Source organism: Thalassotalea ponticola, assembly GCF_041379045.1.
GTDB classification, from domain to species: Bacteria; Pseudomonadota; Gammaproteobacteria; order Enterobacterales; family Alteromonadaceae; genus Thalassotalea_A; species Thalassotalea_A ponticola.
The window spans coordinates 2,933,397-2,957,337 of record NZ_CP166871.1 but is presented as its reverse complement, the minus strand read 5'-3'; the positions used below and the strand labels follow the sequence as shown (position 1 = coordinate 2,957,337).

At 44.5% G+C, this 23,941-nt stretch carries 24 protein-coding genes; 8 read left to right on the top strand and 16 right to left on the bottom strand.

Annotated features, from left to right (window positions below):
* Positions 1-78 precede the first annotated feature (78 nt).
* A complete protein-coding gene (locus ACAY30_RS12930; protein WP_290252537.1) occupies positions 79-903 on the bottom strand; it encodes an MOSC domain-containing protein in 825 nt (274 codons plus the stop codon).
* Between the two features lie 117 nt (positions 904-1,020).
* Here ACAY30_RS12930 and ACAY30_RS12925 point away from each other — a divergent pair, with 117 nt between their 5' ends.
* Entirely contained in the window at positions 1,021-2,229 is a 1,209-nt protein-coding gene (locus ACAY30_RS12925) for a multidrug effflux MFS transporter (RefSeq protein ID WP_290252538.1), read from the top strand.
* Between the two features lie 310 nt (positions 2,230-2,539).
* Here the strand turns inward: ACAY30_RS12925 and ACAY30_RS12920 are convergent, their stop codons facing one another.
* The 7 genes from ACAY30_RS12920 to cutA all read right to left on the bottom strand — a co-directional run bounded on the left by ACAY30_RS12920 (position 2,540) and on the right by cutA (position 8,860).
* Positions 2,540-3,139: a PEP-CTERM sorting domain-containing protein gene (locus ACAY30_RS12920; protein ID WP_290252539.1), complete on the bottom strand. Its 600-nt coding sequence runs from the start codon at positions 3,137-3,139 to the stop codon at positions 2,540-2,542.
* Between the two features lie 716 nt (positions 3,140-3,855).
* Entirely contained in the window at positions 3,856-4,041 is a 186-nt protein-coding gene (locus ACAY30_RS12915; protein ID WP_290252540.1) for an oxidoreductase-like domain-containing protein, read from the bottom strand.
* Between the two features lie 135 nt (positions 4,042-4,176).
* Positions 4,177-5,523: an acetyl-CoA carboxylase biotin carboxylase subunit gene (accC, locus tag ACAY30_RS12910; protein ID WP_290252541.1), complete on the bottom strand. Its 1,347-nt coding sequence runs from the start codon at positions 5,521-5,523 to the stop codon at positions 4,177-4,179.
* Between the two features lie 21 nt (positions 5,524-5,544).
* Positions 5,545-6,000: an acetyl-CoA carboxylase biotin carboxyl carrier protein gene (accB, locus tag ACAY30_RS12905; protein WP_290252542.1), complete on the bottom strand. Its 456-nt coding sequence runs from the start codon at positions 5,998-6,000 to the stop codon at positions 5,545-5,547.
* 30 nt (positions 6,001-6,030) lie between these two features.
* On the bottom strand, positions 6,031-6,480 hold the full coding sequence (aroQ, locus tag ACAY30_RS12900; RefSeq protein ID WP_290252543.1) for a type II 3-dehydroquinate dehydratase: 450 nt from the start codon (positions 6,478-6,480) through the stop codon (positions 6,031-6,033).
* A gap of 232 nt (positions 6,481-6,712) precedes the next feature.
* Complete coding sequence (locus tag ACAY30_RS12895; RefSeq protein WP_290252544.1) at positions 6,713-8,545, bottom strand: protein-disulfide reductase DsbD; 1,833 nt, start codon at positions 8,543-8,545, stop codon at positions 6,713-6,715.
* 3 nt (positions 8,546-8,548) lie between these two features.
* Positions 8,549-8,860, bottom strand: a complete 312-nt coding sequence (gene cutA, locus ACAY30_RS12890; RefSeq protein ID WP_290252545.1) for a divalent-cation tolerance protein CutA — start codon at positions 8,858-8,860, stop codon at positions 8,549-8,551.
* 153 nt (positions 8,861-9,013) lie between these two features.
* Between cutA and ACAY30_RS12885 the strand changes: the two genes are divergently transcribed.
* From ACAY30_RS12885 to groL, 3 genes are all read left to right on the top strand, one after another.
* Entirely contained in the window at positions 9,014-9,547 is a 534-nt protein-coding gene (locus ACAY30_RS12885; RefSeq protein ID WP_290252546.1) for an FxsA family protein, read from the top strand.
* Positions 9,548-9,677: 130 nt separating this feature from the next.
* A complete protein-coding gene (locus ACAY30_RS12880) occupies positions 9,678-9,968 on the top strand; it encodes a co-chaperone GroES (RefSeq protein WP_290252547.1) in 291 nt (96 codons plus the stop codon).
* A 56-nt stretch (positions 9,969-10,024) separates the two neighbouring features.
* Positions 10,025-11,674, top strand: coding sequence for a chaperonin GroEL (gene groL / locus ACAY30_RS12875; protein ID WP_290252548.1), 1,650 nt, complete (start codon positions 10,025-10,027; stop codon positions 11,672-11,674).
* 96 nt (positions 11,675-11,770) lie between these two features.
* Here the strand turns inward: groL and ACAY30_RS12870 are convergent, their stop codons facing one another.
* Together ACAY30_RS12870 and ACAY30_RS12865 are read right to left on the bottom strand one after the other, a co-directional pair.
* On the bottom strand, positions 11,771-13,003 hold the full coding sequence (locus ACAY30_RS12870) for a hypothetical protein (RefSeq protein WP_371189929.1): 1,233 nt from the start codon (positions 13,001-13,003) through the stop codon (positions 11,771-11,773).
* A gap of 140 nt (positions 13,004-13,143) precedes the next feature.
* On the bottom strand, positions 13,144-13,875 hold the full coding sequence (locus tag ACAY30_RS12865) for a LytTR family DNA-binding domain-containing protein (protein WP_290252551.1): 732 nt from the start codon (positions 13,873-13,875) through the stop codon (positions 13,144-13,146).
* Between the two features lie 585 nt (positions 13,876-14,460).
* Here ACAY30_RS12865 and ACAY30_RS12860 point away from each other — a divergent pair.
* Positions 14,461-14,967: a DUF3016 domain-containing protein gene (locus tag ACAY30_RS12860; RefSeq protein WP_290252552.1), complete on the top strand. Its 507-nt coding sequence runs from the start codon at positions 14,461-14,463 to the stop codon at positions 14,965-14,967.
* A gap of 34 nt (positions 14,968-15,001) precedes the next feature.
* On the opposite strand, the gene ACAY30_RS12855 is transcribed toward ACAY30_RS12860, so the two are convergent.
* Both ACAY30_RS12855 and epmB read right to left on the bottom strand, forming a co-directional pair.
* Entirely contained in the window at positions 15,002-15,307 is a 306-nt protein-coding gene (locus tag ACAY30_RS12855) for a hypothetical protein (RefSeq protein ID WP_290252553.1), read from the bottom strand.
* 9 nt (positions 15,308-15,316) lie between these two features.
* A complete protein-coding gene (gene epmB, locus ACAY30_RS12850; protein ID WP_290252554.1) occupies positions 15,317-16,339 on the bottom strand; it encodes an EF-P beta-lysylation protein EpmB in 1,023 nt (340 codons plus the stop codon).
* An 88-nt stretch (positions 16,340-16,427) separates the two neighbouring features.
* Here epmB and efp point away from each other — a divergent pair, with 88 nt between their 5' ends.
* From efp to ACAY30_RS12835, 3 genes are all read left to right on the top strand, one after another.
* Complete coding sequence (efp, locus tag ACAY30_RS12845) at positions 16,428-16,997, top strand: elongation factor P (RefSeq protein ID WP_290252555.1); 570 nt, start codon at positions 16,428-16,430, stop codon at positions 16,995-16,997.
* A 193-nt stretch (positions 16,998-17,190) separates the two neighbouring features.
* Entirely contained in the window at positions 17,191-18,171 is a 981-nt protein-coding gene (epmA, locus tag ACAY30_RS12840; RefSeq protein ID WP_290252556.1) for an elongation factor P--(R)-beta-lysine ligase, read from the top strand.
* A 109-nt stretch (positions 18,172-18,280) separates the two neighbouring features.
* A complete protein-coding gene (locus tag ACAY30_RS12835) occupies positions 18,281-18,667 on the top strand; it encodes a MerC domain-containing protein (protein WP_290252557.1) in 387 nt (128 codons plus the stop codon).
* 117 nt (positions 18,668-18,784) lie between these two features.
* Here the strand turns inward: ACAY30_RS12835 and glnG are convergent, their stop codons facing one another.
* From glnG to glnA, 4 genes are all read right to left on the bottom strand, one after another.
* Positions 18,785-20,188, bottom strand: a complete 1,404-nt coding sequence (glnG, locus tag ACAY30_RS12830; RefSeq protein ID WP_290252558.1) for a nitrogen regulation protein NR(I) — start codon at positions 20,186-20,188, stop codon at positions 18,785-18,787.
* A gap of 1 nt (position 20,189) precedes the next feature.
* Positions 20,190-21,269 carry a nitrogen regulation protein NR(II) gene (gene glnL, locus ACAY30_RS12825; protein WP_290252559.1) on the bottom strand — a complete coding sequence of 360 codons (1,080 nt, stop codon included), beginning with the start codon at positions 21,267-21,269 and terminating at the stop codon, positions 20,190-20,192.
* 83 nt (positions 21,270-21,352) lie between these two features.
* Positions 21,353-21,883 (bottom strand): DUF4124 domain-containing protein, encoded by a 531-nt coding sequence (locus ACAY30_RS12820; RefSeq protein ID WP_290252560.1) that lies wholly within the window; start codon positions 21,881-21,883, stop codon positions 21,353-21,355.
* A 343-nt stretch (positions 21,884-22,226) separates the two neighbouring features.
* A complete protein-coding gene (gene glnA / locus ACAY30_RS12815; RefSeq protein ID WP_290252561.1) occupies positions 22,227-23,633 on the bottom strand; it encodes a glutamate--ammonia ligase in 1,407 nt (468 codons plus the stop codon).
* Positions 23,634-23,941 lie beyond the last annotated feature (308 nt).

Below are 23,941 nucleotides of genomic sequence, written 5' to 3'. Positions count from 1 at the left end.
TTACTCGTGTGTATTATATCGCCTTAGCGGGTAAAACCTAGTTATGTTTGCCGTTACGCGGTAAAACGAGCAAATATTTTATTGACTAAACTGTATTGCAGTTTGTTTGCGCACGACTTCAAGTGAGTCACCAACGCGCAATGTTCCGCGTTGCAGTGCCAGCGCATTTTGACCAAAGTAAACCTGTCCATCGTGGGCCTGGCGATAATCCGCTAGGGTTGTTAATGGTTCGCGATTGCTACGGCGAACACCGGTTAACGGATCGACGGTGGTAAAAATACAGCGGCTACAAGGTTTAACGATCTGCAATGACATGTCGCCAATACGGATTGTATGCCAGCTGTCTTCTTCATAAGGTTCACAGCCATCAACGACGATATTCGGGCGGAAATGGGCCATGCTTACCGGGTGCTGCAAACGTTGATTGAGATCACGCAATGATGCTTTGGATATAATCAGTAAGGGATAGCCGTCGGCGTAACTCAAGTTATTGTTAAAATTAGCAAGCGGCCTAATCGATTCAGCTCCTAAAAAGTACAAGTAACACTCGCAGTTGAGCAAACGGCTAAACCATTGGTTGGCTTTTTCATGGGTGAGCTGTGCCGATATCGTATCGTTCCAAACGCTAACCGGGCGATACTGTTGGGGAAATTGGTTGATATCTAGTGTTAGTGCTTCCGTGTTTGGGGCGCTGATGGTCAGTTGCTTACCGCGTATATGACTTTGTACTAAGACTAGTTTTGCTTTGGTACGACCGGTAATAAACTTTCCATTGCGATCGGTGACGACAAAATAACGGTCAAAATCGATACCAGTATCACTTACCTTAGCCTGTTGTAGTTCGATAGCCGAGGTGGATTTAATCGGGTACGCATATAGGTTAGTGATGGTCTTTATTGTCATAATGCCAAACGTGGTTAATACGAGGATATCAGCTTTTGCTACGGCAAAAATAAAAATCCGTTATACTGTAGCCCTCATCATAAACTAAATTAGTGCAAATCGTTAGGCAATATCAACATGTCTTTTTTTCGTTCCAAGCCAGCCGCTTCACGGATGACAACATTGCTACCGTTGCTAGCATCGATTGTCGCCATCACTCCGTTGGCATTAGACATGTATTTACCTGCTATGTTAACCATAGCTGACTATTTTCACACTTCAGTTGCTATTGTACAAAATTCGTTGAGTGTTTACTTAGCGGGTTATGCCGCCGGCTTACTTCTTTTTGGTCCTATGGTCGACAGCATTGGTCGGCGAGCATTGGCGTTGCCCGGTCTGTTGGCGTTTTCTATTGCAAGTTTGTTATTACCGCTGTGTTCATCGGTGGAGATGTTTACCGTATTGCGCTTTATTCAAGCATTCTGTGGAAGTGCAGCAACCGTTGTTGTGCCAGGGGTGATACGTCAGTTTTATGGTAAAGACACAGCCAAAGGCATGTCTTACGTATCGATGATTATGATGCTGGCCCCTCTTGTTGCGCCAACAATGGGAAGCGTGATCATGTACTCTTTAGGTTGGCAGGCGATGTTTTACTTTCTCGGGGCATACGGTATAAGTATTTTTACTCTTAGCGTTTCCAAATTACCGCACAGCGCTTTCTCGACAGAGCCAAGTCGTCCACCAATTGATATTATTGGGCGGTACAAAACCGTGTTCTCTCATCAACCGGCGCGTAAGTACATTATCACCTCAATGCTCGTTTCCTTGTCGTTTTTTGCGTATTTAACCTCGATTCCATTTATTTACTTACAGTTTTATCAAACGGGCGAATTCGTTTTCAGTGCCTTATTTGCGTTAAATATTGTCTCGTTTATGTTGGCTCAGTTTTTCAATTCCCGCTTTGTATCTCGGTTGGGTTCGACATACATTTTAATTCGCGCGCTTTATCTCGGGCTACTGTTTGCCTCATTGTTGGTATTGATCCATGTCCTACAACTGTCCCTTGTATGGACCGTTGTCTGTATTATGCCGTTAATGGGCAGCATAGCCTTGATCGCGGTTAACTCGGATGCGTTAATTTTAATGGAATTTGCCGAGCACAGTGGTACCGCGACCGCTGTTATCGGTACACTTCGCTTTGGCATCGGCGCCGCAGCAGGGCCTATATTAACCTTTTTTCACAATGATACACCGCTGCCTTTTGCGCTACTGATGTTTAGTTCATTAGTGCTCATTATTTACTTTTTGCGATCAAACCTCAGTATTTCGTCCAACGCCAAAGCATAGTTTAATAATGCCATGTCATTGTGGTCGTCCCTTTGGCTATCAACGCAGCCGCTAATGTAGGTGAAATATTGCACTACAGATAACAACACATAGCGCTAGGTAAAGAATAGTGGGGTATTATCAAGAAGGAAGGAAAACGCTCTGTGAGGCGTTTTGTAAGCGCAATCATAAGCGCAATCAAATAACATACCAGCACAAAAGGGAAACGGTATGCCCCGTTTCCCTTGATTTCTTAATAACTACGAGTACTTAGCTCAATCCTTGTTATGTGTCGTAAACCACAGATACCGGATTGACAACTTAGCTCGCGTTATGCCTTTAATTTACGACGCGATACTAAACCGAGTAAAGCCAGCGATAAAATCATCAGTGTACTCGGCTCTGGTACGTCGGTGCGCGGGTCGCCCGGAGGACACGATTGTCCATCGGTACAAATTGGCGAACCACCCCAAATCGCAATATACGAAATGGCGCCGTTGTCAGGCCAGAAGTTCTGAGCAACAATATCTGTCGTGCCGTCCCAACCAGTAATGTTGAATAAGTAACGCGCAGGTTCTTGCTTACCGTCTTTTACTTCAAGATAACATTCGTTGTTGACACAATCTAACGCATCGCCCGAAGTGTAAGAAATGGTGGCGTCTTCTGGATCATTAGACGTATTCGCAAAAACTGTATCATATACCGATGCAGCGCTACCCTCATCACTTCCACCAACCTGACCTTTGTAGAGAAGATCAGAAGCGTCAACACCAAACAACTCTTGTAGCGTTTTATTGGCACTATTGTCATTTGACGTCGCACACCATATTTCACCACCATCACAAACTTCTGGACTCAACACCAGATTTGCATAGGCTTGGCTAGAAAAAGCGGTGACAAAAAACAGCGCTATCAGCCTAATTGTTTTCATAATTACCTCTCCAAACTAAAACTTACCATTAACCGCTCTAACGGAGTGATTAAATGAAAGGGACATGTGTAAAACGCTGACAAACACGTACCGGATTCCGTATACGCTGGCTATTCCATATCCAGTGCACGTCCATTGCCATAAGTACTGCTTGTGTTCCTTATTACAACAAGTTGCTACTGCTTGATCATGCGCGTTGTCAACAGCGCATGGCAACTTTACATCATTACGTCGACACAGTTCCTCTTGAGTAAATAAATGCAATTATTACGCCATGTATTTAGTCTGCTTGATTATCAGCGCCTTGTACGACGTTACACGTGCCGATGGCGTTTGAGCCTTCACAATGTGTAAATAATTCTGACACTAACTGAAGCGGATTCACCACACAAAAAATTCAGGCAATACCCCTAAACAGGGGGAGTGTTAAGCAAACAAAATGCTATATATTACTATAGCTGAAAAAAGCGAGTTCAATACGTCGCAAGCCTAAATACACGCTGACGGGTATTGCAGGGAGAGCAATGGCATTTGCCATACGCCAAAACGGGGCATGGGTACGTCGAGAGCTATAAATCGAGTCGGTAAATGCGGGTAGCGCCGCAAGCGTTGTTTACCGTCGCCAGACAATATTTGGCAATGCTAGGTTTGACATGCGAGCGCATTAGCTTTGTTCTAAGAGGCTGACAACAATGCTTAGTTAGCCCCTAGAACAATCAGGAATCAGTGTCGCTTGAGGGCGATGTTGCTTGCTCAGCTTTCAGTTCGGCTTGTTGAATACGCCATTGCTGTAATTCGCTGTAGTAAAAGTCCCATACACATGGGTTACACGAACCGCTTTCACAACATTCGCCGTCGCCTGGGGGAAGCGGTTTTTCCATTGTTGAAGTGCTGTTTGACATATCACTACCTATTGTTGATCAAGTTCCGACATATAATAACGCGTGTCTCAACAACAAAAAACCCCGCATAAGCAGGGTTTTTGGCGTTATCAGATATTGGTTAATGTACGTTGTGTCGACAACGCGTGATCAACACTAATCTTGGTTACTTAGCTTTTTCTCTAAGTAGTGAATATTAGCACCACCACGAGCAAAGCCTGCGTCATCCATAATGTCTTCTTGTAAAGCGATGTTGGTTTTGATGCCGTCAATGACCAACTCATCCAACGCATTCTTCATACGAGCAATAGCTACGTCACGGGTTTCACCGTAGGTGATCAGTTTGCCGATCATTGAATCGTAATGTGGCGGCACAGAGTAATCCGTGTAGACGTGTGAATCCCAACGAACCCCCATTCCACCTGGTGGGTGGAAGCGACTAATTTTGCCCGGAGAAGGAATAAACGTGCGCGGATCTTCGGCGTTGATGCGACACTCAATAGCGTGACCAGATACCTTGATATCTTGCTGCTTTAACGTGAGCTTTTCACCAGACGCAACTCGCAACTGTTCTTTGATTAAGTCAACGCCGGTAACCATTTCGGTGACTGGGTGCTCAACTTGGATGCGGGTGTTCATTTCGATGAAGTAAAATTCGCCATTTTCGTATAAAAACTCAAATGTACCGGCACCGCGATAACCAATTTCAATACACGCATTACAACAGCGCTCGCCAATTTTAGCGCGAACTTCTTCGCTGATGCCTGGCGCTGGTGCTTCTTCAACCACTTTCTGGTGTCTGCGTTGCATTGAGCAATCGCGCTCGCCTAGGTGAATTGCGCCACCTTGGCCATCTGCGAGTACTTGAATTTCAACGTGACGAGGGTTCTCAAGGAATTTCTCCATGTAAACCATATCGTTATTAAACGCTGCTCGAGCTTCAGATTTGGTGAGTTGAATCGCTTCTAACAGTGCTGATTCTTCGCGAACAACGCGCATACCGCGTCCGCCACCACCGCCTGATGCTTTAATAATCACTGGGTAGCCAATGCGACGACCGTGAGCCAAGTTGGCTTCGTCGTCATCTGTTAGAGGACCATCTGAACCCGGTACACATGGTACGCCGGCTTTTTTCATCGCCTCAATGGCAGATACTTTGTCACCCATTAAGCGAATCGCATCGGCTTTAGGGCCGATAAAGGCGAAACCTGAATCTTCTACTTGTTCAGCAAAATCAGCGTTTTCAGCCAAGAAGCCGTAGCCGGGGTGAATACCGTCTGCATTGGTGACTTCGGCCGCGGTGATAATGCGCGGAATATCAAGGTAGCTTTCCGTGGCGGCTGGCTTGCCAATACAAATGGTTTCATCTGCTAGCAACACGTGTTTTAGGTTTCTGTCAGCAGTAGAATGCACAGCAACCGTTTTGATACCTAGCTCTTTACAGGCACGTAATATGCGCAGTGCAATTTCGCCTCGGTTAGCAATTACAACTTTTTTTAACATGGAATTACTTTCCCTTGTCGTTTATTCGATAACAAATAGAGGTTGATCAAACTCGATGGTGTCTTCGTTTTGAGCAAGGATTTGTTTGATAACACCTGATTTGTCCGCTTCGATTTGGTTCATCATCTTCATCGCTTCAACAATACACAGAGTATCGCCAGCGTTGACGTGTTGACCTACTTCAACAAACGCAGGAGCCTCAGGAGAAGGCGAAGAATAGAAGGTACCAACCATCGGTGAACGAACGATGTGACCGGTAATTTCACTGGCCGCTGTTGCCGCTTCCGCAGGTGCCGCTGCTGGTGCAGACGCAGCTACTGGTGCAGGCGCTGCAACTGGTGCTGCCATTGGTGCCGCAGCCACAACTTGACCACCGCGGCTGATGCGCACACTCTCTTCCCCTTCTGAGATTTCTAATTCGTTGATACCTGAGTCTTCAACCAGTTCGATTAACTTTTTAATTTTGCGAATGTCCATTGGTACACCTTTAATTAATAATGTTTTTACTTAATTTTTATTCAATACATGGTGGGCGTGTTGCAAGGCGTATTGATAACCTAGCGCGCCCAAACCACAAATAACCCCTTCAGCAATGTCTGAAAGGTATGAGTGATGGCGAAATTGTTCACGTGCATGAATATTTGATAAATGCACTTCAATAAATGGGATACTTACAGCCAATAAAGCGTCTCTCAAGGCAATGCTCGAGTGGGTGAATGCCGCGGGGTTGATAATGATAAAATCAACGTCGTTGTGCGCTTGATGAATAACATCAATTAATTCATGCTCGGCATTGCTCTGCTGGTGCGACAGTTCAATGTTTAGTGCTTTGGCTGCAACGTGTAATTGGCCAACAATATCATCAAGGGTCTGATCGCCGTATACGCTCGGCTCTCGTCTACCCAACATGTTTAAATTGGGGCCATTAAGCAGTAAAACTTTAAACTTTGTCGTCATTTGTTGAGAATTCCGTTTATTATTTATTATTGTTAGACAATAGCATGAGTCGTTATCAAAAAGCTTGCTGAAACTTTCACACAAATGCAAGTTTTTCCAAATTAGCGCACATTATAGTTATTTTCGCAGCAATTAGCACCAAAATACTGGTCTAATCACTACAGGTGGTTTGTAGGCGGCGGAAATGCGCGATCACCTCAGTGGTGATCGCGTTTGAGTAGAGAGTAATCGATTATTGATTAAAGATGCGATTGATATGAGCGGCAAATGGATCGGCTGCCATGAAGCCCGTTACGCGTTGTTGGGTGAGTTCATTGCCTTGGGTATCAAAAAATAAAATCGACGGTAAACCAAACACATTAAAATGTTGCATCAGCTCAATGCTCTCGTCGTTACCAGTATCCGTTAAGTCTATCTGAATCATTACTGAATTGGCTAACGCTTGCTGAACATTGGCCTTGGGAAACGTGTATTGTTCGAATTCTTTACAGGCGATACACCAGTCGGCGTATAAGTCGACCATCACCGTTAAGCCTTGTTGATTGGCTATGGCTATCTGTTGCTGTAATTCGGCTAAATTGTTGACGTGAACAAACCCCGTTTTGTGCTCAGCAACGACGTGTTCCGGTTTAACTAAGGTTTGATACGCGACTATAGCACCGGTGAACAGCAGGGCAAAAATAAAGCAGGCTCGCACTCCAAACCAAAAGCCTCTTGCTTCAATCTTAGTCGTTGAATTAACCACGTAAAAGTAGCTGGCAGTGGCAAAAATAAGCAATGCCCACAGCAGTTGGCTTATATCTTGATCAATGAAGCGCTCGAGTAAAAAGATCGGTACGGCGAGCAGTAAAAAGCCAAAAATATTCTTTATAACCGTCATCCAATTACCGGCTTTGGGCAGTAATTTACCACCGGAGCTGCCCAATACCAGTAGCGGTAAGCCCATACCTAAACTCAATGCGTAAAGCGCCGAGGCGCCAACCACAACGTCGCCTGATTGAGCGATGTAGATCAACGCCCCGGTAAGTGGCGCTGTAGTACACGGGGACGCCACCAAACCGGATATCGCCCCCATGGTAAACACCGAAGAATAGGCTCCACCTTTTTGACCGTTACTTATTTCGGTGAGTTTGTTTTGCCAGCTAGACGGCAGCGCTAAGTTAAATACGCCAAACATCGACAACGCTAAGACAATAAACAAAATACTCAGTGCAACAAGTACAATAGGGTGCTGGAAAGCAGCTTGAAATTGTGCCCCCGCAAGAGCGACAACGACCCCTAAAATGGTATAGGTAATGGCCATACCTTGAACGTAGGAAAACGACAAAGCAAACGCTTTTTTGGTCGTTAAAGAGTTACCTTGACCAACGATGATACCGGTTAAAATCGGGTACATAGGAAAGACACATGGGGTGAACGACAGCAGTACACCCAAACCAAAAAAGCTCAGCAATACCCAAAGCAGATTATCGGAACTCAGACGAGCAGCCAAATTATCTTGTTGACTTATTGGTGGCTTATTAAGTGCCTTGGTATCTGAGCTGGCTTGCTGCGGTGACGGGCCAGCGATACTGGCTAACACATCGCTAGCAGATGATGATGTGTTACTCAATTGCGCTAAATTAACCACTTTTTTGGTCGGCGGGTAACAAAGCCCTTTATCGGCACAGCCTTGATAGGTAATGGTAATATCCGCATCGGCGTCTACGGTTAACAGGTCAATGGTAAATTTGACTTGGTTGTAGAACACCTGCTGCACGCCAAAGTATTCATCGTGATGCTCAGTACCTAACGGTAGTTCGGGTTGCTCAAAGGTGGCTTTATTGGCGGTAAATTTAAATTTATCGCGGTACATGTAGTAGCCATCGGCTATGGCAAAGTAGACTTCTAATTCGGACTGTTGTTGATTGAAGTCAAAGCGAAAGGCTTCTTCAACGGGCAAAAATTCTTGCTGATTAGAAAAAAGATTATCGAGTGATGAGGTATCAAAAAGGGACTCTTGAGCTTTACCAGTACCACTTGTTACTAGCCATAATACGGCAAATATTAAAGGGATTAAGCGCATAGGTTACTTCACTGTTTCGTTGATCCACGCCAAATACTGTTGGCTACCTTGGTTGATGTCGAAAGCGATAATTTCAGCCACGTCATAGGGGTGCATAGACTCTATGGTTGTTGCTAGCTGATCAAAAACGCTTGCCTTAGTTTTGATAATTAAAGTCACTTCAATGTCTTCAACGACGTCGCCTTGCCATTGATAAATCGAGCTGACATTGTCAATCACGTTAACACAGGCTGCAAGTTTATCACGCACCAAGCGCTTGGCAATATCGACGGCGATGTCTTTACTAGGGCAATTACACAATACGGTTTGATACACGGTTATTGATCCTTATCATCGATGATGTACGTTGTTAACCCGAATTTAGATAACAATGGCTTCACTTTTTAACACGAAAGCGGGCTTGGCGCTTGAAAAATAGCGAATAAACCCAATATAAGTTGCATCAAATACAGATTTCAGATTTAAGCCATGTTCAAAGTACTGTTTTTACTTTTTATTATTATGCCCATTATCGAAATAATGGTGTTGATCAATGTTGGGGCTTTTATTGGCGCGTTACCGACGATTTTATTGGTAATCATCACCGCATGGCTTGGCGCGACAATGGTGCGTCAACAAGGCTTAACCACGTATCAGTCGGTACAGCACAAGCTGGCACAAGGGCAAATGCCGTCGGATGAAATTATCGCTGCCTTGTTATTGCTGGTGGCCGGCGTTTTACTGTTAACCCCTGGTTTTATTACCGATGCCTTTGGCTTAGCCCTGCTTTGGCCGGTATCTCGATCGGCGATTGTCAAGCTCGTACAACAGCAACTGCTCAAGGCCAACAAAAACGGTTCAGCCTTTTTTTACAGCAGTACTCAGCAAACATACCACGATTTTTATCAGCAGAGAAATTCATCCTCGCAACGCCGCGACGATGCCGGTGATGATGTGATTGATATTGAAGTTGAGAGTACGGTTGTCGAGACCGACGAAAATACCAAAAGATTAGATAAATAAGGCGTCTTTACTCTAAAAAAAATTAGTTCGCTATTTTTTAGTAAAAGAACCTTGAAAAACATTAAGCGAACCCTTATTTGCTTAAAACATAAACATGTAGAAGTTCTCATAATTATATCAGGAGAAAAAAATGAGCATTCGTCCTTTACACGATCGTGTGATTGTTAAGCGCAAAGAAGTTGAAACTAAGTCTGCTGGTGGCATTGTGTTGACCGGTAGTGCAGCAGAAAAATCAACTCGCGGTGAGGTTATTGCCGTTGGTAATGGTCGTATTCTTGAAAACGGTGAGGTACGTCCATTAGATGTGAAAATTGGCGATCAAGTCATATTTTCAGAAGGTTACGGTACCAAAACTGAGAAATTAGACGGCGAAGAAGTACTGATTTTAAGTGAAGCCGACATTCTGGCAATCGTAGAATAATTTACAGCGCATTGGTGTAATCCAACGCGAATAGAACAGCTTAGAAGGAAAAAGAAATGGCAGCAAAAGACGTATTATTTGGTAATGACGCTCGTGTAAAAATGCTTAAGGGCGTTAATGTTTTAGCAGACGCAGTAAAAGTAACCCTAGGTCCTAAAGGCCGCAACGTTGTGTTAGACAAAAGCTTCGGCGGTCCAACGATCACCAAAGACGGTGTAAGCGTAGCGAAAGAAATCGAACTAAAAGACAAGTTCGAAAACATGGGTGCGCAAATGGTTAAAGAAGTTGCGTCTAAAGCCAATGACGAAGCTGGTGACGGTACGACTACCGCAACCGTATTAGCGCAAGCTATCGTAAATGAAGGTTTAAAATCAATTGCTGCGGGCATGAATCCTATGGATTTAAAACGCGGTATTGATCAAGCTGTTAGTGCAGCGGTTACCGAATTAAAAGCCCTTTCAACGCCATGTGCAGATAACAAGGCGATTGAACAAGTTGGTACTATCTCTGCGAACTCTGACAGCACAGTAGGTCAAATCATCGCAACAGCGATGGAGAAAGTGGGTACTGAAGGCGTTATCACTGTTGAAGAAGGTCAAGCGCTAATTGACGAACTGGATGTCGTTGAAGGTATGCAGTTTGACCGCGGTTACTTATCGCCATACTTCATCAACAACCAAGAAAACGGTACTGTTGAACTTGAAAACCCATTTATCCTATTAGTCGATAAGAAGATTTCAAATATTCGCGAACTTCTAGGTACACTTGAAGCGGTAGCTAAAGCAGGTAAGCCACTGTTAATTATCGCAGAAGACGTTGAAGGTGAAGCACTAGCAACACTGGTTGTAAACAACATGCGCGGTATCGTTAAAGTGGCAGCGGTTAAAGCTCCTGGCTTCGGTGACCGTCGCAAAGCAATGCTACAAGACATCGCGGTACTAACTGCTGGTACGGTTATCTCTGAAGAAATCGGCATGGAACTTGAGAAAGCGACTCTTGAAGATTTAGGTCAAGCCAAGCGCGTTGTGATCTCAAAAGACAACACTACGATTATCGATGGTATCGGTGAAGAGGCAGATATCAATGGTCGCGTTGCGCAAATTCGCGGTCAAATCGAAGATACCACGTCTGATTACGACAAAGAAAAACTACAAGAACGCTTAGCTAAGTTGGCTGGCGGTGTTGCGGTAATTAAAGTTGGCGCAGCAACTGAAGTTGAAATGAAAGAGAAAAAAGCACGCGTAGAAGATGCATTACACGCAACTCGCGCTGCCGTTGAAGAAGGCGTTGTTGCTGGTGGTGGTACTGCTTTAGTGCGCGTTGCCGACAAGATCAAAGATCTTCAAGGTGCTAACGAAGACCAAAACCACGGTATTAAAGTAGCGTTGCGCGCGATGGAAGCACCGCTTCGCCAAATCGTAACCAACTGTGGTGACGAAGCTGCGGTAGTATTAAATGCTGTGCGCCAAGGCGAAGGTAACTTTGGTTACAACGCTGGTAACAGCACCTACGGCGACATGTTGGAAATGGGTATCCTTGATCCGACTAAAGTAACCCGCAGTGCGCTTCAGTTCGCTGCCTCTGTAGCCGCGTTAATGCTGACTACCGAAGCAATGGTAACTGATGTACCACAAGACGATGCAGCTCCAGCAATGCCTGATATGGGCGGCATGGGCGGCATGGGTGGCATGGGCGGCATGATGTAAGCCCGAACGTCCACCGTTCATCGAAACACTTACTGTTTCATTAACCCCGCAACCCATTCGGTTGCGGGGTTTTTTCTTTTTAGGCATACATCTTGTCTATGGCATAGCCCAATCTGAATCCCGAATAAACAGTAAGTACTGACTGTAATCTGTCGTTACCGACTTATCGGTGGCGGTTATCGTCTGGCCCATCGGCAGAAGTTTAAAGGCATTAAACAGGCGCTGGCTTTGTTGATATGGACTATCGACATTGTTTAATTTGAACAGCGTTTTAGAACCTCGACTGGTTGCTTGCTTCAGATCCATAATGCCATATGCATAATACGTAAGCAGGCTGTCGTAAGACACCGGCAGTTTTGAATACGTCCCTTCATCTTGCATAAATGCCGGTAATGTATTGCTTCTTACGGTCATGTTGCTGTCAACAAACACCATGTTGATCGCCAGTGTATTCTCCAAAAACCAGCTGTCGTGTTCAGTCAGTCTGGACGCCATCGGGTTATGACCTTCAGCAATGGGATCTAGCAAGGTGTGACCTAGCCCATAAAACCCGTAAACTTGTTGTTCATAAAGGCCATAAAGCTCATATAAGTCAAGCAGATTCGTTGTTAGCACTTGTTCTCTATGGGTGTTTTCAATCTTATACTCGATATTGCGTTTTATGTGGGTTAATTGACTAGTGAGTTCGGCTGCTATATCCATCGCCAAGCGGCTATTTATCGCCTCAAGTGCTAATCGCAGTAGTTCCTGTTCAGATTGATTGGTATCAACACCGTATAACAGTTGCTGGTCTAACTCATTAAGATGGGCATAGAGCATGCCTATGTCGCGCAGTTTATCGTTGCCAACGTATTCGAAGGTGGCACCGGTTTGATAGAGTTTCTGTAACTTCTGCCAGCGCTTTTTATACGATGAATTATCCTGACCAATGTTCACCACCCAGTTTTTTAACACCTTTTCAAGAATTTCCTCATCACCAGTTTGGTTGTACTTATTCATGAAGTAGGCTTGGCTAAAGTCCATTTCAAGTAGGTAAGTTTTAACATTGAAATGCTTTCTTAGGTAGGTAAAAAATTCTACATCGAATTCAGTGGGAGTATGAAATCCGTGAATTTCGCCTACTAAGATTAACGAGTGGCGGCTGATATCTCCTTTGATCAAATCAAACTCAAACGGCTCGGATAAGGGTTTTGATTCTTTGTTCCTGTTTAAATACTCAACATAGTCTGTTCCTGACACATATTCACTCGCATAGAAAAGCCCCCAGGTTGCTGAGGCAGATATGGTGATGATGGATAAGATAGCGACTAGTAACTTTGTCAATTTCATTGTTCATTTCCCATTTGGCTTTGATGTGTTGTATCAACAATATCGAAATAAAACGCTAATGTGGGAAATCAGTGACGAGGGGACCGAACGCTTGATTAAGTCGCTGTTTTTGGGATGAATTACCGATTTCAGGGACGAAACTACAGCTTGTTTTTGACCTTGTCGAAATAGGTAACTCCAATGGGGATTGGCGTACTGATATGTTCGATAACGACTTTGGCGTTGCGCTTAGAGCCAAACACTTTTGTTATCTTATTGGGATTGATTAAATAGGAGCGGTGTACTCGCATCGCCTCAGGCAATTGCCTGTGAATGTCAGACAGTGTCGCTCGTAACAACACGTCTGTTATTTCGCCCTGTGAGTTGAGTATACTTAGCGATACATAATTTTGTTGGGCTATCGCACAGCAAAAAAGCGAAGACGCAAACGTCAACTGCTCGTCAGTATTTTCACCTTTTAACGTCACCAAAGCATCGGTAGGTGCAATGTTCTTTGGCTCATTAGCGGATGGTTGAGCGTCAGAGCCAAAATATTGTCTGAGTAACATGATGACGGGGAAAAAGAACACGGCAAATGGCAAGACAAACTTGATCACAAACAAGCCAAATTCGATCATAGACTTATCTTCAGCACCAAACATGAATGCGTGATACACGTTAGTACACGTTGCGATCAGAATAAACAAAAACGTCATGGCAAACACTTCGTTGGCAATATGCCAGACCTTGCCACTTTTTATGTACCACTGCCTCTCCAGTGAGTAACTGATTAATAACGAGATAGTCACCACTACCCCGTATCCAGCTAGGCGCAGAGTATCAATAACGCTAAATTGCTGTTTGGTATCAAAAGGCTCTAAAAATACCATCATTAAAGCCGTCATAATCCCTATAAAGGCCGATAGAAAAAAATAATGTCTGAAGGAGGTAACGAATTTCATATTATTAATATCAATGGTTCGATAACAATTAGGTCGAGCTACATTTATGTCAATAAACCCTAATAAATCATCCCTATGAAGCTAACTGTATACTGTTTTTCAAATAATCAAAACACACAAACTGTACGTTTTTCAAGTTAATCGTGTAGAAAACGCTTGCGCTGTGCGCTGTTAAAGCAGTCAAAGCTAGGTTAGTCTTAATCGAGAGTTAATGCGTTGTCATGGCTTGTACAGCCTAGAAAATATCAGCTATGGTCGCGTTGTTAAAACACCCGCTGTCAGCGCTAGGTGTGGTGCTATCACAACCTTTAACAGTTCCTAGCGGCTGATGATACGTTCAGCAAAAGCAGAAGCGACAATGTCGAATCGACTCGCACACCACCGGTACGCCACCGATAAACCATAGGGGCGGGTAAGGCGGTGTCCCTGTTACGATAATAAATGTTGAAATTTTATTAAACTTTATTACCAACTGCGTTGTCTATGTAGGGTAAATATAATGACAAGGTGATATCAATGAAGATAAATACGTTTATTCTGAACAGTCTTATCTGTGGGGCTCTGTTTTCAATAACGCACGCCTATGCCGGTGAGGCGAAAGTCAATTGGATCGAACCAAATACCTACACCGATATTCGTCCTGGCGATGAACCTCGTAAACGCTTTGAAAAGCGCGTATTTAGTGAGCTAGAAACCTATATAGGTGAACTGGCGGCAACGTTACCCGACGGACAAACACTACAAATGGATGTTACTAACCTCGATTTGGCAGGTGATGTTCGCTACATGGTAGGCCCTAATAATGCAACAGTCAGAGTCATTGAAGACTTGTACTTTCCAAAAATGCGTTTTCGCTATCAGTTGACCGACGCAAGTGGCGAAGTATTGAAGCAAGGCGAAGAGAAGCTCAAGGACATGGGCTTTTTTAACAGTCCAAAACGCAGCATGCGCCACGAAAACTTTAGCTATGAAAAAGCGATGATTGGCGAGTGGTTTGAACAAACGTTTAGCGATGGTAAATAACGCAGGCAATGGCATAACCATTGCCCGCTCATTGTTACTGTTCGTATAAGGTTTCAAACTTGTTGATCAGTGAGTACAACAACTCGATCTTTTTCACCATCGCCATAAGCAACTCATTATTTTGGGTCTGCTGAAAAATAAGCAATTCATCAGCGAGCTCTTCAATATACGGCTGAAACGTATCAGCGTGTACCTTAAACTCACTGTTCTTCGGGAAAATAGCGTTAAAGTTAGCTTGCTTTTGTTGGCGTAACTCGTTTAGCGTCGCATCGATCGTTAGCGAGCGTTTTAACAATTGAGAAATGTTGTCTACTAGGTGTTTTTCAATATTTGACGTCATAAGTATTTCTTAACACAATGATAAATTAATCGGGGTTTTGTTGGCTTCTCCAGCGAGCTCCTGCACAACTTTGGGCATTAAAAAGCCAGGCAAGTTAGCCATCATTTGTTTGGCAATCGTGGTGGCGGCGCTTAGCTCAACGTTAAAGTGAGCAGCCCCTTTTACCGGATCGAGCAGATGCAGGTAATAGGGTATCACACCAATATCGAATAAGCGCTCAGATAACTCACACAGTACCGCACTATCGTCATTGACGCCTTTTAACAGCACGCTTTGGTTAAGTACCAGTACATTGTGCTGTCTTAGTTGCGCCACCGCTTGAGCAAGATCGTCACACAACTCGTTGCTGTGATTAATGTGTAATACCATAACAACTTGCAAGCGAGTTTGCGACAAGGTGTCGAGTAGCGCTTGGTTAATGCGCTTGGGGATGACAACAGGTAGTCGAGTGTGAATGCGCAGGCGTTTAATGTGGCTAACGTCACTGACTTTGTCAACGAGCCATTGCAGGTGGCTGTCTTTTGCCATGAGTGGGTCGCCCCCTGAAAAGATCACTTCGTTGAGCTCGTCGTGGGCACTGATGTAGTCAAGTGCTGGCTGCCACCTTTGCTTGTTCGGGCTGTTGTCTTGGTAGGGAAAATGACGGCGAAAACAATAGCGGCAGTTAACCGCACAACCGGCCTTAACAATCATCAATACGCGATTGTGATATTTGTGCAGTAAACCTTCGGCTACGGTGTTGTGTTCCTCAAGCGGATCGCTGATAAAGCCCTCGACGTCGACAAACTCTTCACTGCTCGGCATGACTTGACGCAATAGCGGATCGTCAATTTTCCCACATTGCATTTTGGCAATAAACGGGCGCGGTACTCGAACTGGAAACAGCTTGCGCGCATTAAAATGTGAACGGTACTGTTTCTCGTCTATATTTAGCATAGACAAGAGTTGTTTGGGGTCGGTGACAACATTTGCTAACTCTTTTTCCCAAAAGCTATGCACATTGTCCTCAATTCGGGTTATTATTTGCGTCATTAATAATCTCTACGGGTAAATACCAAGCGTATTTATCTTGGCGACAGATTTTAATCTATTCGAGAACACAAATACATAAGAGAACACTATGGGTAATTATAGTACCAATGAATTTAAGGCTGGCCTGAAGTTAATGATTGACGGAGAGCCGTGTAACATTCTAGAAAACGAAATTGTTAAACCCGGTAAAGGTCAGGCATTTAACCGCGTAAAAATCCGCAAGCTAATTTCAGGTAAAGTTCTTGAAAAAACCTTTAAATCAGGTGAGTCAGTTGAAGGTGCTGACGTTATGGATACCGATTTGGCGTACCTATATGCCGATGGTGAGTTTTGGCACTTTATGAACAACGACACGTTCGAACAAATTGCAGCAGACGAAGCAGCAGTGGGCGATAATGTGAAGTGGTTAAAAGAAGGTGACATGTGTACCATCACTTTGTGGAACGGAAGCCCAATTACCGTAACTCCGCCAAATTTTGTAGAACTTGAAATTGTTGACACCGACCCTGGCTTAAAAGGCGATACCGCCGGAACAGGTGGTAAGCCAGCGACATTGAGCACCGGAGCCGTGGTTCGCGTACCTCTGTTCATCCAAATAGGTGAAGTGGTTAAAGTAGATACCCGCAGTGGCGAATACGTATCTCGTGCGAACAAATAACAAAGACACCTCGTTGTCTTAAACTGAAAAGGTTAGCACTGAGCTAGCCTTTTTTGTAGCGGTCAAACCGGTGCTTACACAAGCCGCGAATACCGCCGGCGTTAATTGCGTTGTTGCTCAAGCCACAGGTTTGACTGTTGCGCCAATACACAACCTTTATTTCTAAGTTAACCTATGTTGAAGGACAGTAACGATGGAGCACCGTTGGCAACCCACTGCGAATATCACCACTTTAAAACAGCGCGCCAAGTTAATTGCTAACATCCGCCAATTTTTTGCCGAGCGTAACGTATTGGAAGTTGAAACACCGTGTTTATCTCACGCAACGGTAACCGATGTGCACCTCGATGCGTTTGCCACTCAGTTAGATGGCAGTGCACACAACAGTAATCAGGCGCAGCAATTGTTTTTGCAAACATCGCCTGAATTTGCGATGAAGCGCCTATTGGCTGCCGGAAGTGGTTGCATTTATCAATTGTGTAAAGCCTTTCGCCACGAACTTGCCGGGCGTTATCACAACCCCGAATTTACCATGTTAGAGTGGTATAGAGTTGGCTTTGATCACGTGCAATTAATGGCGGAAGTTGAGCAGTTAATGCAAACCATTTTAGGCTGTGAAAGCAGTGAAAAAATCACCTATCAACAAGTGTTTATACAGTGTGTTGGCGTTGATCCACTGACCAGTTCTATTGACCAATTAAAAGCGCAGGTGACAGCACACGGTTTGCATGCAGACTGGGTGTTAAAAGAAACTGATAAAGATATAATATTACAGTTTTTATTTGCCGAGTTAGTCGAAACCAAAATCGGTCAGCAACGGCCTTGCTTTGTCTATCATTTTCCTGCGTCACAAAGCGCCTTAGCCCGTATTGATGACCACGACCAACGCGTTGCTCGTCGGTTTGAGCTGTATTTTAAGGGCTTTGAGTTAGCCAATGGCTTTCACGAGTTAACTGATGCGCAAGAGCAAGCGCGACGCTTTGAGCAGGATAACCAATGGCGTCTCGCAAATCACTTGCCAATCAAACCGATCGATAAGCTGTTGATCGCCGCGCTAACCCATGGGTTACCGGACTGTGCAGGTGTTGCTTTAGGGGTTGATCGTTTGTTAATGCTGGCGTTAGATAAACCGAGCATAGATCAGGTCATCAGCTTTAGCATTAACAATGCGTAACAAAAAATACCTGTTATACTGATGGAAGTGTGATAATATCACTCTTTATTTTTTCCTCTGTTTCTCGTTTCGATCACAGATTCAGTATATCTTCAGATAGGTGTTTTACATGTTAGACAGGCTCGGCATTACCGCGACGTCGCTGTGCGCGTTACACTGTATTTTATTACCAGTGTTGTTGCCTTTGTTGTCTCTGTTTGGTCTTGAAGCATGGGCGTCTCACGACGTAGAGCACGCGTTTTTATTCGCTACTCTGGCCTTGGGGTCATTTGCATTGTTCTCAGGGTTTAAAAATTACCACAAAAAGATCTACCCATTTTATTTATTGTTTTTAGGTGGCTTTATCTACTGGCACAAGCACAGTGTTGATGAAAGCGTACAGCCGCTGATGATATTGCTTGGTGCGGGCTTATTAGTTGCCGCTCATGTGGTAAACCTAAAGCTGTGTAACGGTTGTCGTTCTTGCCACGATGACGACGGTTGTGCAACGCCATAAGCAGCGCCGCTCGTGAGCCGTTACTGACATAGACAATAAAGGGAAGCGTTTAGCTTCCCTTTTGCATTGCTGTTACCTGCGATATATTGGCTGTTAATGGACTGTTGTACCGGCGGGTTAATACAACTCTTTTAGCTTGCGAGTTAAGGTGTTTCTTCCCCAACCAAGTTTCTTAGCCGCATCTTGTTTGTGGCCATGGGTAAATTCCAACGCCCTATCAAGACAAATTCGCTCAAATTCAGGTACCACTTGAGTCAAAATATCATCGACGCCACTAAGCAGTTTTTGATCAATGGCCTGAGCCAATAAACTTTGCCAGTCTATTGTCTGGTGGTTGCTTGGACTAGCAGAATTGGTGGCGGCAATTTCGGCTGGCATGTCGCTGACTAATATCTCTTTACCACTGGCCATAACGGTTAAATAGCGACAGGTGTTCTCTAACTGCCTTACATTGCCGGGCCAGTCGCATCGACTGAGAAAACTGATCGCCTCCTTGGAAATGGTTTTCGCCTCTACACCCAATTCTTTTGCCGCGATGGCCAAGAAGTGTTTGGCCAGTTGTTCAATGTCTTCTTTGCGCTCTTTGAGGTTGGGCAAGTGAATGCGGATGACGTTAAGACGGTGAAATAAGTCTTCGCGAAATTCGCCTTTTGCAACCAGCTCTTCGAGGTTTTGATGAGTAGCAGCAATGATCCTGACATCGACCTTTATTGGACTGTGCCCGCCGACTCGGTAAAATTCGCCTTCCGCCAAAACACGCAATAAACGAGTTTGCACGTCAATTGGCATATCGCCAATCTCGTCGAGAAACAACGTGCCCTGATGAGCTTGCTCAAAACGGCCTTCGCGAACTGAATTGGCACCGGTAAACGCGCCTTTTTCATGACCAAATAGCTCTGACTCAATTAACTCTTTGGGAATTGCTGCCATATTGAGAGGGATAAATGGCGCATTTTTGCGCGGGCTGTGAGAGTGCAGTGCATTGGCTACTAGTTCTTTACCGGTACCTGATTCGCCATTGATTAGCACGCTGATACTCGATCGAGATAAGCGGCCGATGGCGCGAAACACTTCTTGCATCGCCGGAGCTTCACCAATAATACCGACACTCGGTGCACTCTGCGCTGATTTGCTTCGACGAGCGCGTTGCTCTTTGGCGTGGTCAAGTGCTCGTTGAGTCAAGGCAATCGCATCGTCAATGTCAAATGGCTTAGGCAAATATTCAAAAGCACCACCTTGATAGGCATTGACGGCACTGTCTAAATCAGAATGTGCGGTCATGATGATCACCGGCAGATTGGGAAATTGTTCGTTGATACGAGCCAACAGTGTCATGCCGTCCATATTGGGCATGCGGATATCTGAGATAATCACTTGCGGTTGATCGTAGTCAAGCGCTCGGAGAATGTCGTCGGCGTTACTAAACGAGGCGCAGTTGATGTCTGCGTTTTGTAATGCTTTTTCAAGTACCCAACGAATTGAGCTATCGTCGTCGACTATCCAAACTTGTTCTGCTTGCATACTATTGTCTCTTTGGTAAAGGTAAAATAATCGAAAATTCAGTGCGCCCAGGATAGCTGTGGCAGACTAGCTTACCGTTGTGTTGGTGGACTAGGGTTTGGGCAATTGACAGGCCGAGACCCGTGCCATTTTGGTGTCCAGATACCATGGGGTAAAAAAGCGTATCCTGAATGTCAGGGGGAATACCAGGGCCATTATCAATAATGGATAACTTTACCGCTAACTTGACCTTAACACCGTGAATGGTTTGATTGGTTGCGATGCGAGTTTTCAAGGTAATTTGACCGTTTTCTGGTAAAGCCTGCTTGGCGTTACCAATAATATTGATTAATGTCTGTTGTAGTTTTTCGGTATCAATATGCAGATCGGGAATCGACGGGTCGTAGTCGCGTACAAAGGCAATGCCTTTGTCGTTGTCTAGGCTCATTAGTTGATACACTTTTTCAACGACTTCATGAATATTATACCAACCCAGCTTGGGTAACTGATTAGGGCCTAACAAACGGTCGACTAAGTTTTTAAGCCGATCAGCTTGTTCCATAATCATCGCGGTAAACTCGCGTTGTTCAGGAAGTATTTCTCTATCGAGTAACTGTGCTGCGCCGCGCAAACCACCTAAGGGATTTTTGATCTCGTGAGCCAAGCCGCGGATTAAATCTTGTGCCGCTTCCCATTGTTGCTCTTGAAACACTTCAAGCGATATTTCTTTTTGTTTATCGATGCGACGACACTCGAGCAATAGGTGCTCGGTGTTGTTAAACAATGAAACCGAACCTGTTACCTCAACGGTCACGTGATGCCCTTCAATGAATTCAAAGACAACGTCGGAGTCGGTAAAATCTTGGCCGCTGTTTAACACTTGCGTCAAGCGCTGCTCTGACAAGCTCGAATAGGTAAACACATCCAATAACTTTTGCCCAAACAGTCGGTTCAGGCTTTTACTTAACAAGGCTTCTGCTGCCGGGTTGAGATACTGTACACACAGTTCGTCATTGATCACGATGACCGCAGTAACCATCTGCGGCACCATTTGTGATGCGTAGAATAGGCGTGTCTCTTTTAAGTGTTTGTTGCTCAGCACGGTGCTCTCCAATGCACCAAAATGGTGCGCCATTTATCTGAGTTTAATCAAATGCCGGCAGATTTGCACCTTAAAAGCGATAATTAGGGGCGTTTTATTCTCGCACGGTGCAAATAAACGGTTCTTTCATTGGAGGATGCAATAACCTTGCCTGTATCGTCGAGTAGCTCTAATTTTATTTTGTGTTCACCGCGGTCAACATCTCTCAAAATAAACACCGAGCGCGTTTGTGGCTCACCGTGCTGTTGGCCATTGAACATCAGACGAACCTGATAACCTCGTTTAAACAAGGGGGCAACGCGACCGGCAATGTATATGGAGCCTGAATTGTCGCGAATGGTGGCGTGATCTTCAGGTTGGGTGATCTCAACTTCATATTGCTCTTTAACAGGTTCTGGTTTGACGTCGAGAATGGATGTATCCACAGAGGAAATAATGGTTTGTTTGTCTTTGACTTCAATCTCTTCACCGACTTCTGCTGCTCCTGGTTTAGGACTATCGGAAAAGACCATGTTACCGTTTTCATCTCGCCAAACGTACACCTTACTGGCGGCGTCGGCAACAGGTGTTACCAAACTCAGTAAAAGGGTTGTTAATAAGGCATACCTTAACATGTGCTTTCCTAGATAAACGGTACCGAAGTGTATTGCAGTTTAGTGACCCAGATAAGTGAGCGAAAAGCTTACTAAAAGGTCACAACAAGCTATTGTTAATTTAACTAAATATCGCGCTGTTTGCCAGTATATTTTCGCTTGAGCCAAGGGGCAATGGCGATTTATCACACTAGCAGCAGTAGAACTCTCTCATTTGCAATAACCAAACGACGTTTATTTTACTTTGCTATTACACGAAATAGCTCATTGCAGAGAATACCAACCCGGGGTAACACGCCTAACTATGTAATCAGCATAAAAAAAGCCCGCATTAAGTGCGGGCTTTTCTGTTCAGCGAATAGAATTAAACGCTGTAGTACATTTCGAACTCTACAGGGTGAGTTGTCATGTTTAACGTTTCAACTTCGTCGCGTTTAAGTGCAATGTATGCGTCGATCATGTCGTCATCCATAACGCCACCAGCTGTTAAGAACTCACGGTCGTTTTCAAGAGCGTTTAATGCTTCTTCTAGAGATGACGCTACTTGTGGGATCGCCGCAGCTTCTTCTGCTGGTAGGTCGTACAAGTCTTTGTCCATTGCATCGCCAGGGTGGATCTTGTTCTTGATACCGTCAAGGCCAGCCATAAGCATTGCTGAGAATGCTAAGTATGGGTTAGCTGTCGGATCAGGGAAGCGAACTTCGATACGACGAGCTTTCGGTGAAGGTACCACTGGAATGCGGATTGACGCTGAACGGTTACGCGCAGAGTATGCAAGCATTACTGGTGCTTCGAAACCTGGAACTAGACGCTTGTACGAGTTAGTTGACGCGTTAGTGAAAGCGTTTAGTGCTTTAGCGTGCTTGATAATACCGCCGATGTAGTAAAGAGCAGTTTCAGAAAGACCACCGTATTGGTCGCCAGCAAATAGGTTAACACCGTCTTTTGCTAGAGATTGGTGAACGTGCATACCAGTACCGTTGTCACCAACTAATGGCTTAGGCATGAACGTAGCCGTTTTACCGTAAGCGTGCGCTACGTTGTGTACAACATACTTGTAGATTTGTACTTCGTCAGCTTTGTTAACCATGGTGTTGAAACGACAAGCGATTTCGTTTTGACCAGCGGTTGCAACTTCGTGGTGATGCGCTTCAACAACAAGGCCCATTTCTTCCATTACTAGACACATTGCTGAACGAAGATCTTGTGATGAGTCAACTGGTGCTACTGGGAAGTAACCACCTTTAACACGTGGACGGTGACCGTGGTTACCATCTTCGTATGAAGTTGAGCTGTTCCAGTGTGCTTCTTTGTCGTCAATGCTGTACATAGCGCCTGACATGTCTGCTTTGAATTTTACATCATCAAATACGAAGAACTCTGGCTCTGGACCAACTAATACGGTGTCTGCGATGCCTGTTGAACGCATGTACTCTTCAGCGCGCTTGGCAACTGAACGAGGGTCACGGCTGTAACCTTGCATCGTTGCTGGCTCAAGGATGTCACAACGGATGTTTAATGTAACTTCTTCAGTAAATGGGTCAAGCACAGCAGTTGACGCATCTGGCATCAATACCATGTCTGATTCGTTGATACCTTTCCAACCAGCGATAGAAGAACCATCGAACATTTTGCCATCTTCGAAGAAATCTTCATCAATCTGATGGTGAGGAAGAGAAACGTGTTGCTCTTTACCCTTTGAGTCAGTGAAGCGTAAATCAACAAATTTTACGTCGTTTTCTTTAATTAGATCTAAAACTGCTTGTGACATGAAAGTCTCCGTATGTGTGTGCAGGTTGATTATTAAAATTTTTTATTAGCCGTATACCGACCTGATTGACATTTAGTAAGCTAAAACCATGCCAACTTTTCAAGTGATTAATATATAAGGCTATTATATTTATTCGTTTTATTTTCGCGTCCCAGTTGGATCATTCTGGTGCTGCGGTGCACTAGTTTGGTGCACCGCATTGTTGCGGTGCGCTTGAATATCTCATCTACCTGCACTGTCTTTGACAGCCTGAAATGCCGGTTTCCTACTCAAACGGTTTTTGCCGCACAAGCATTTTTATTATTTAC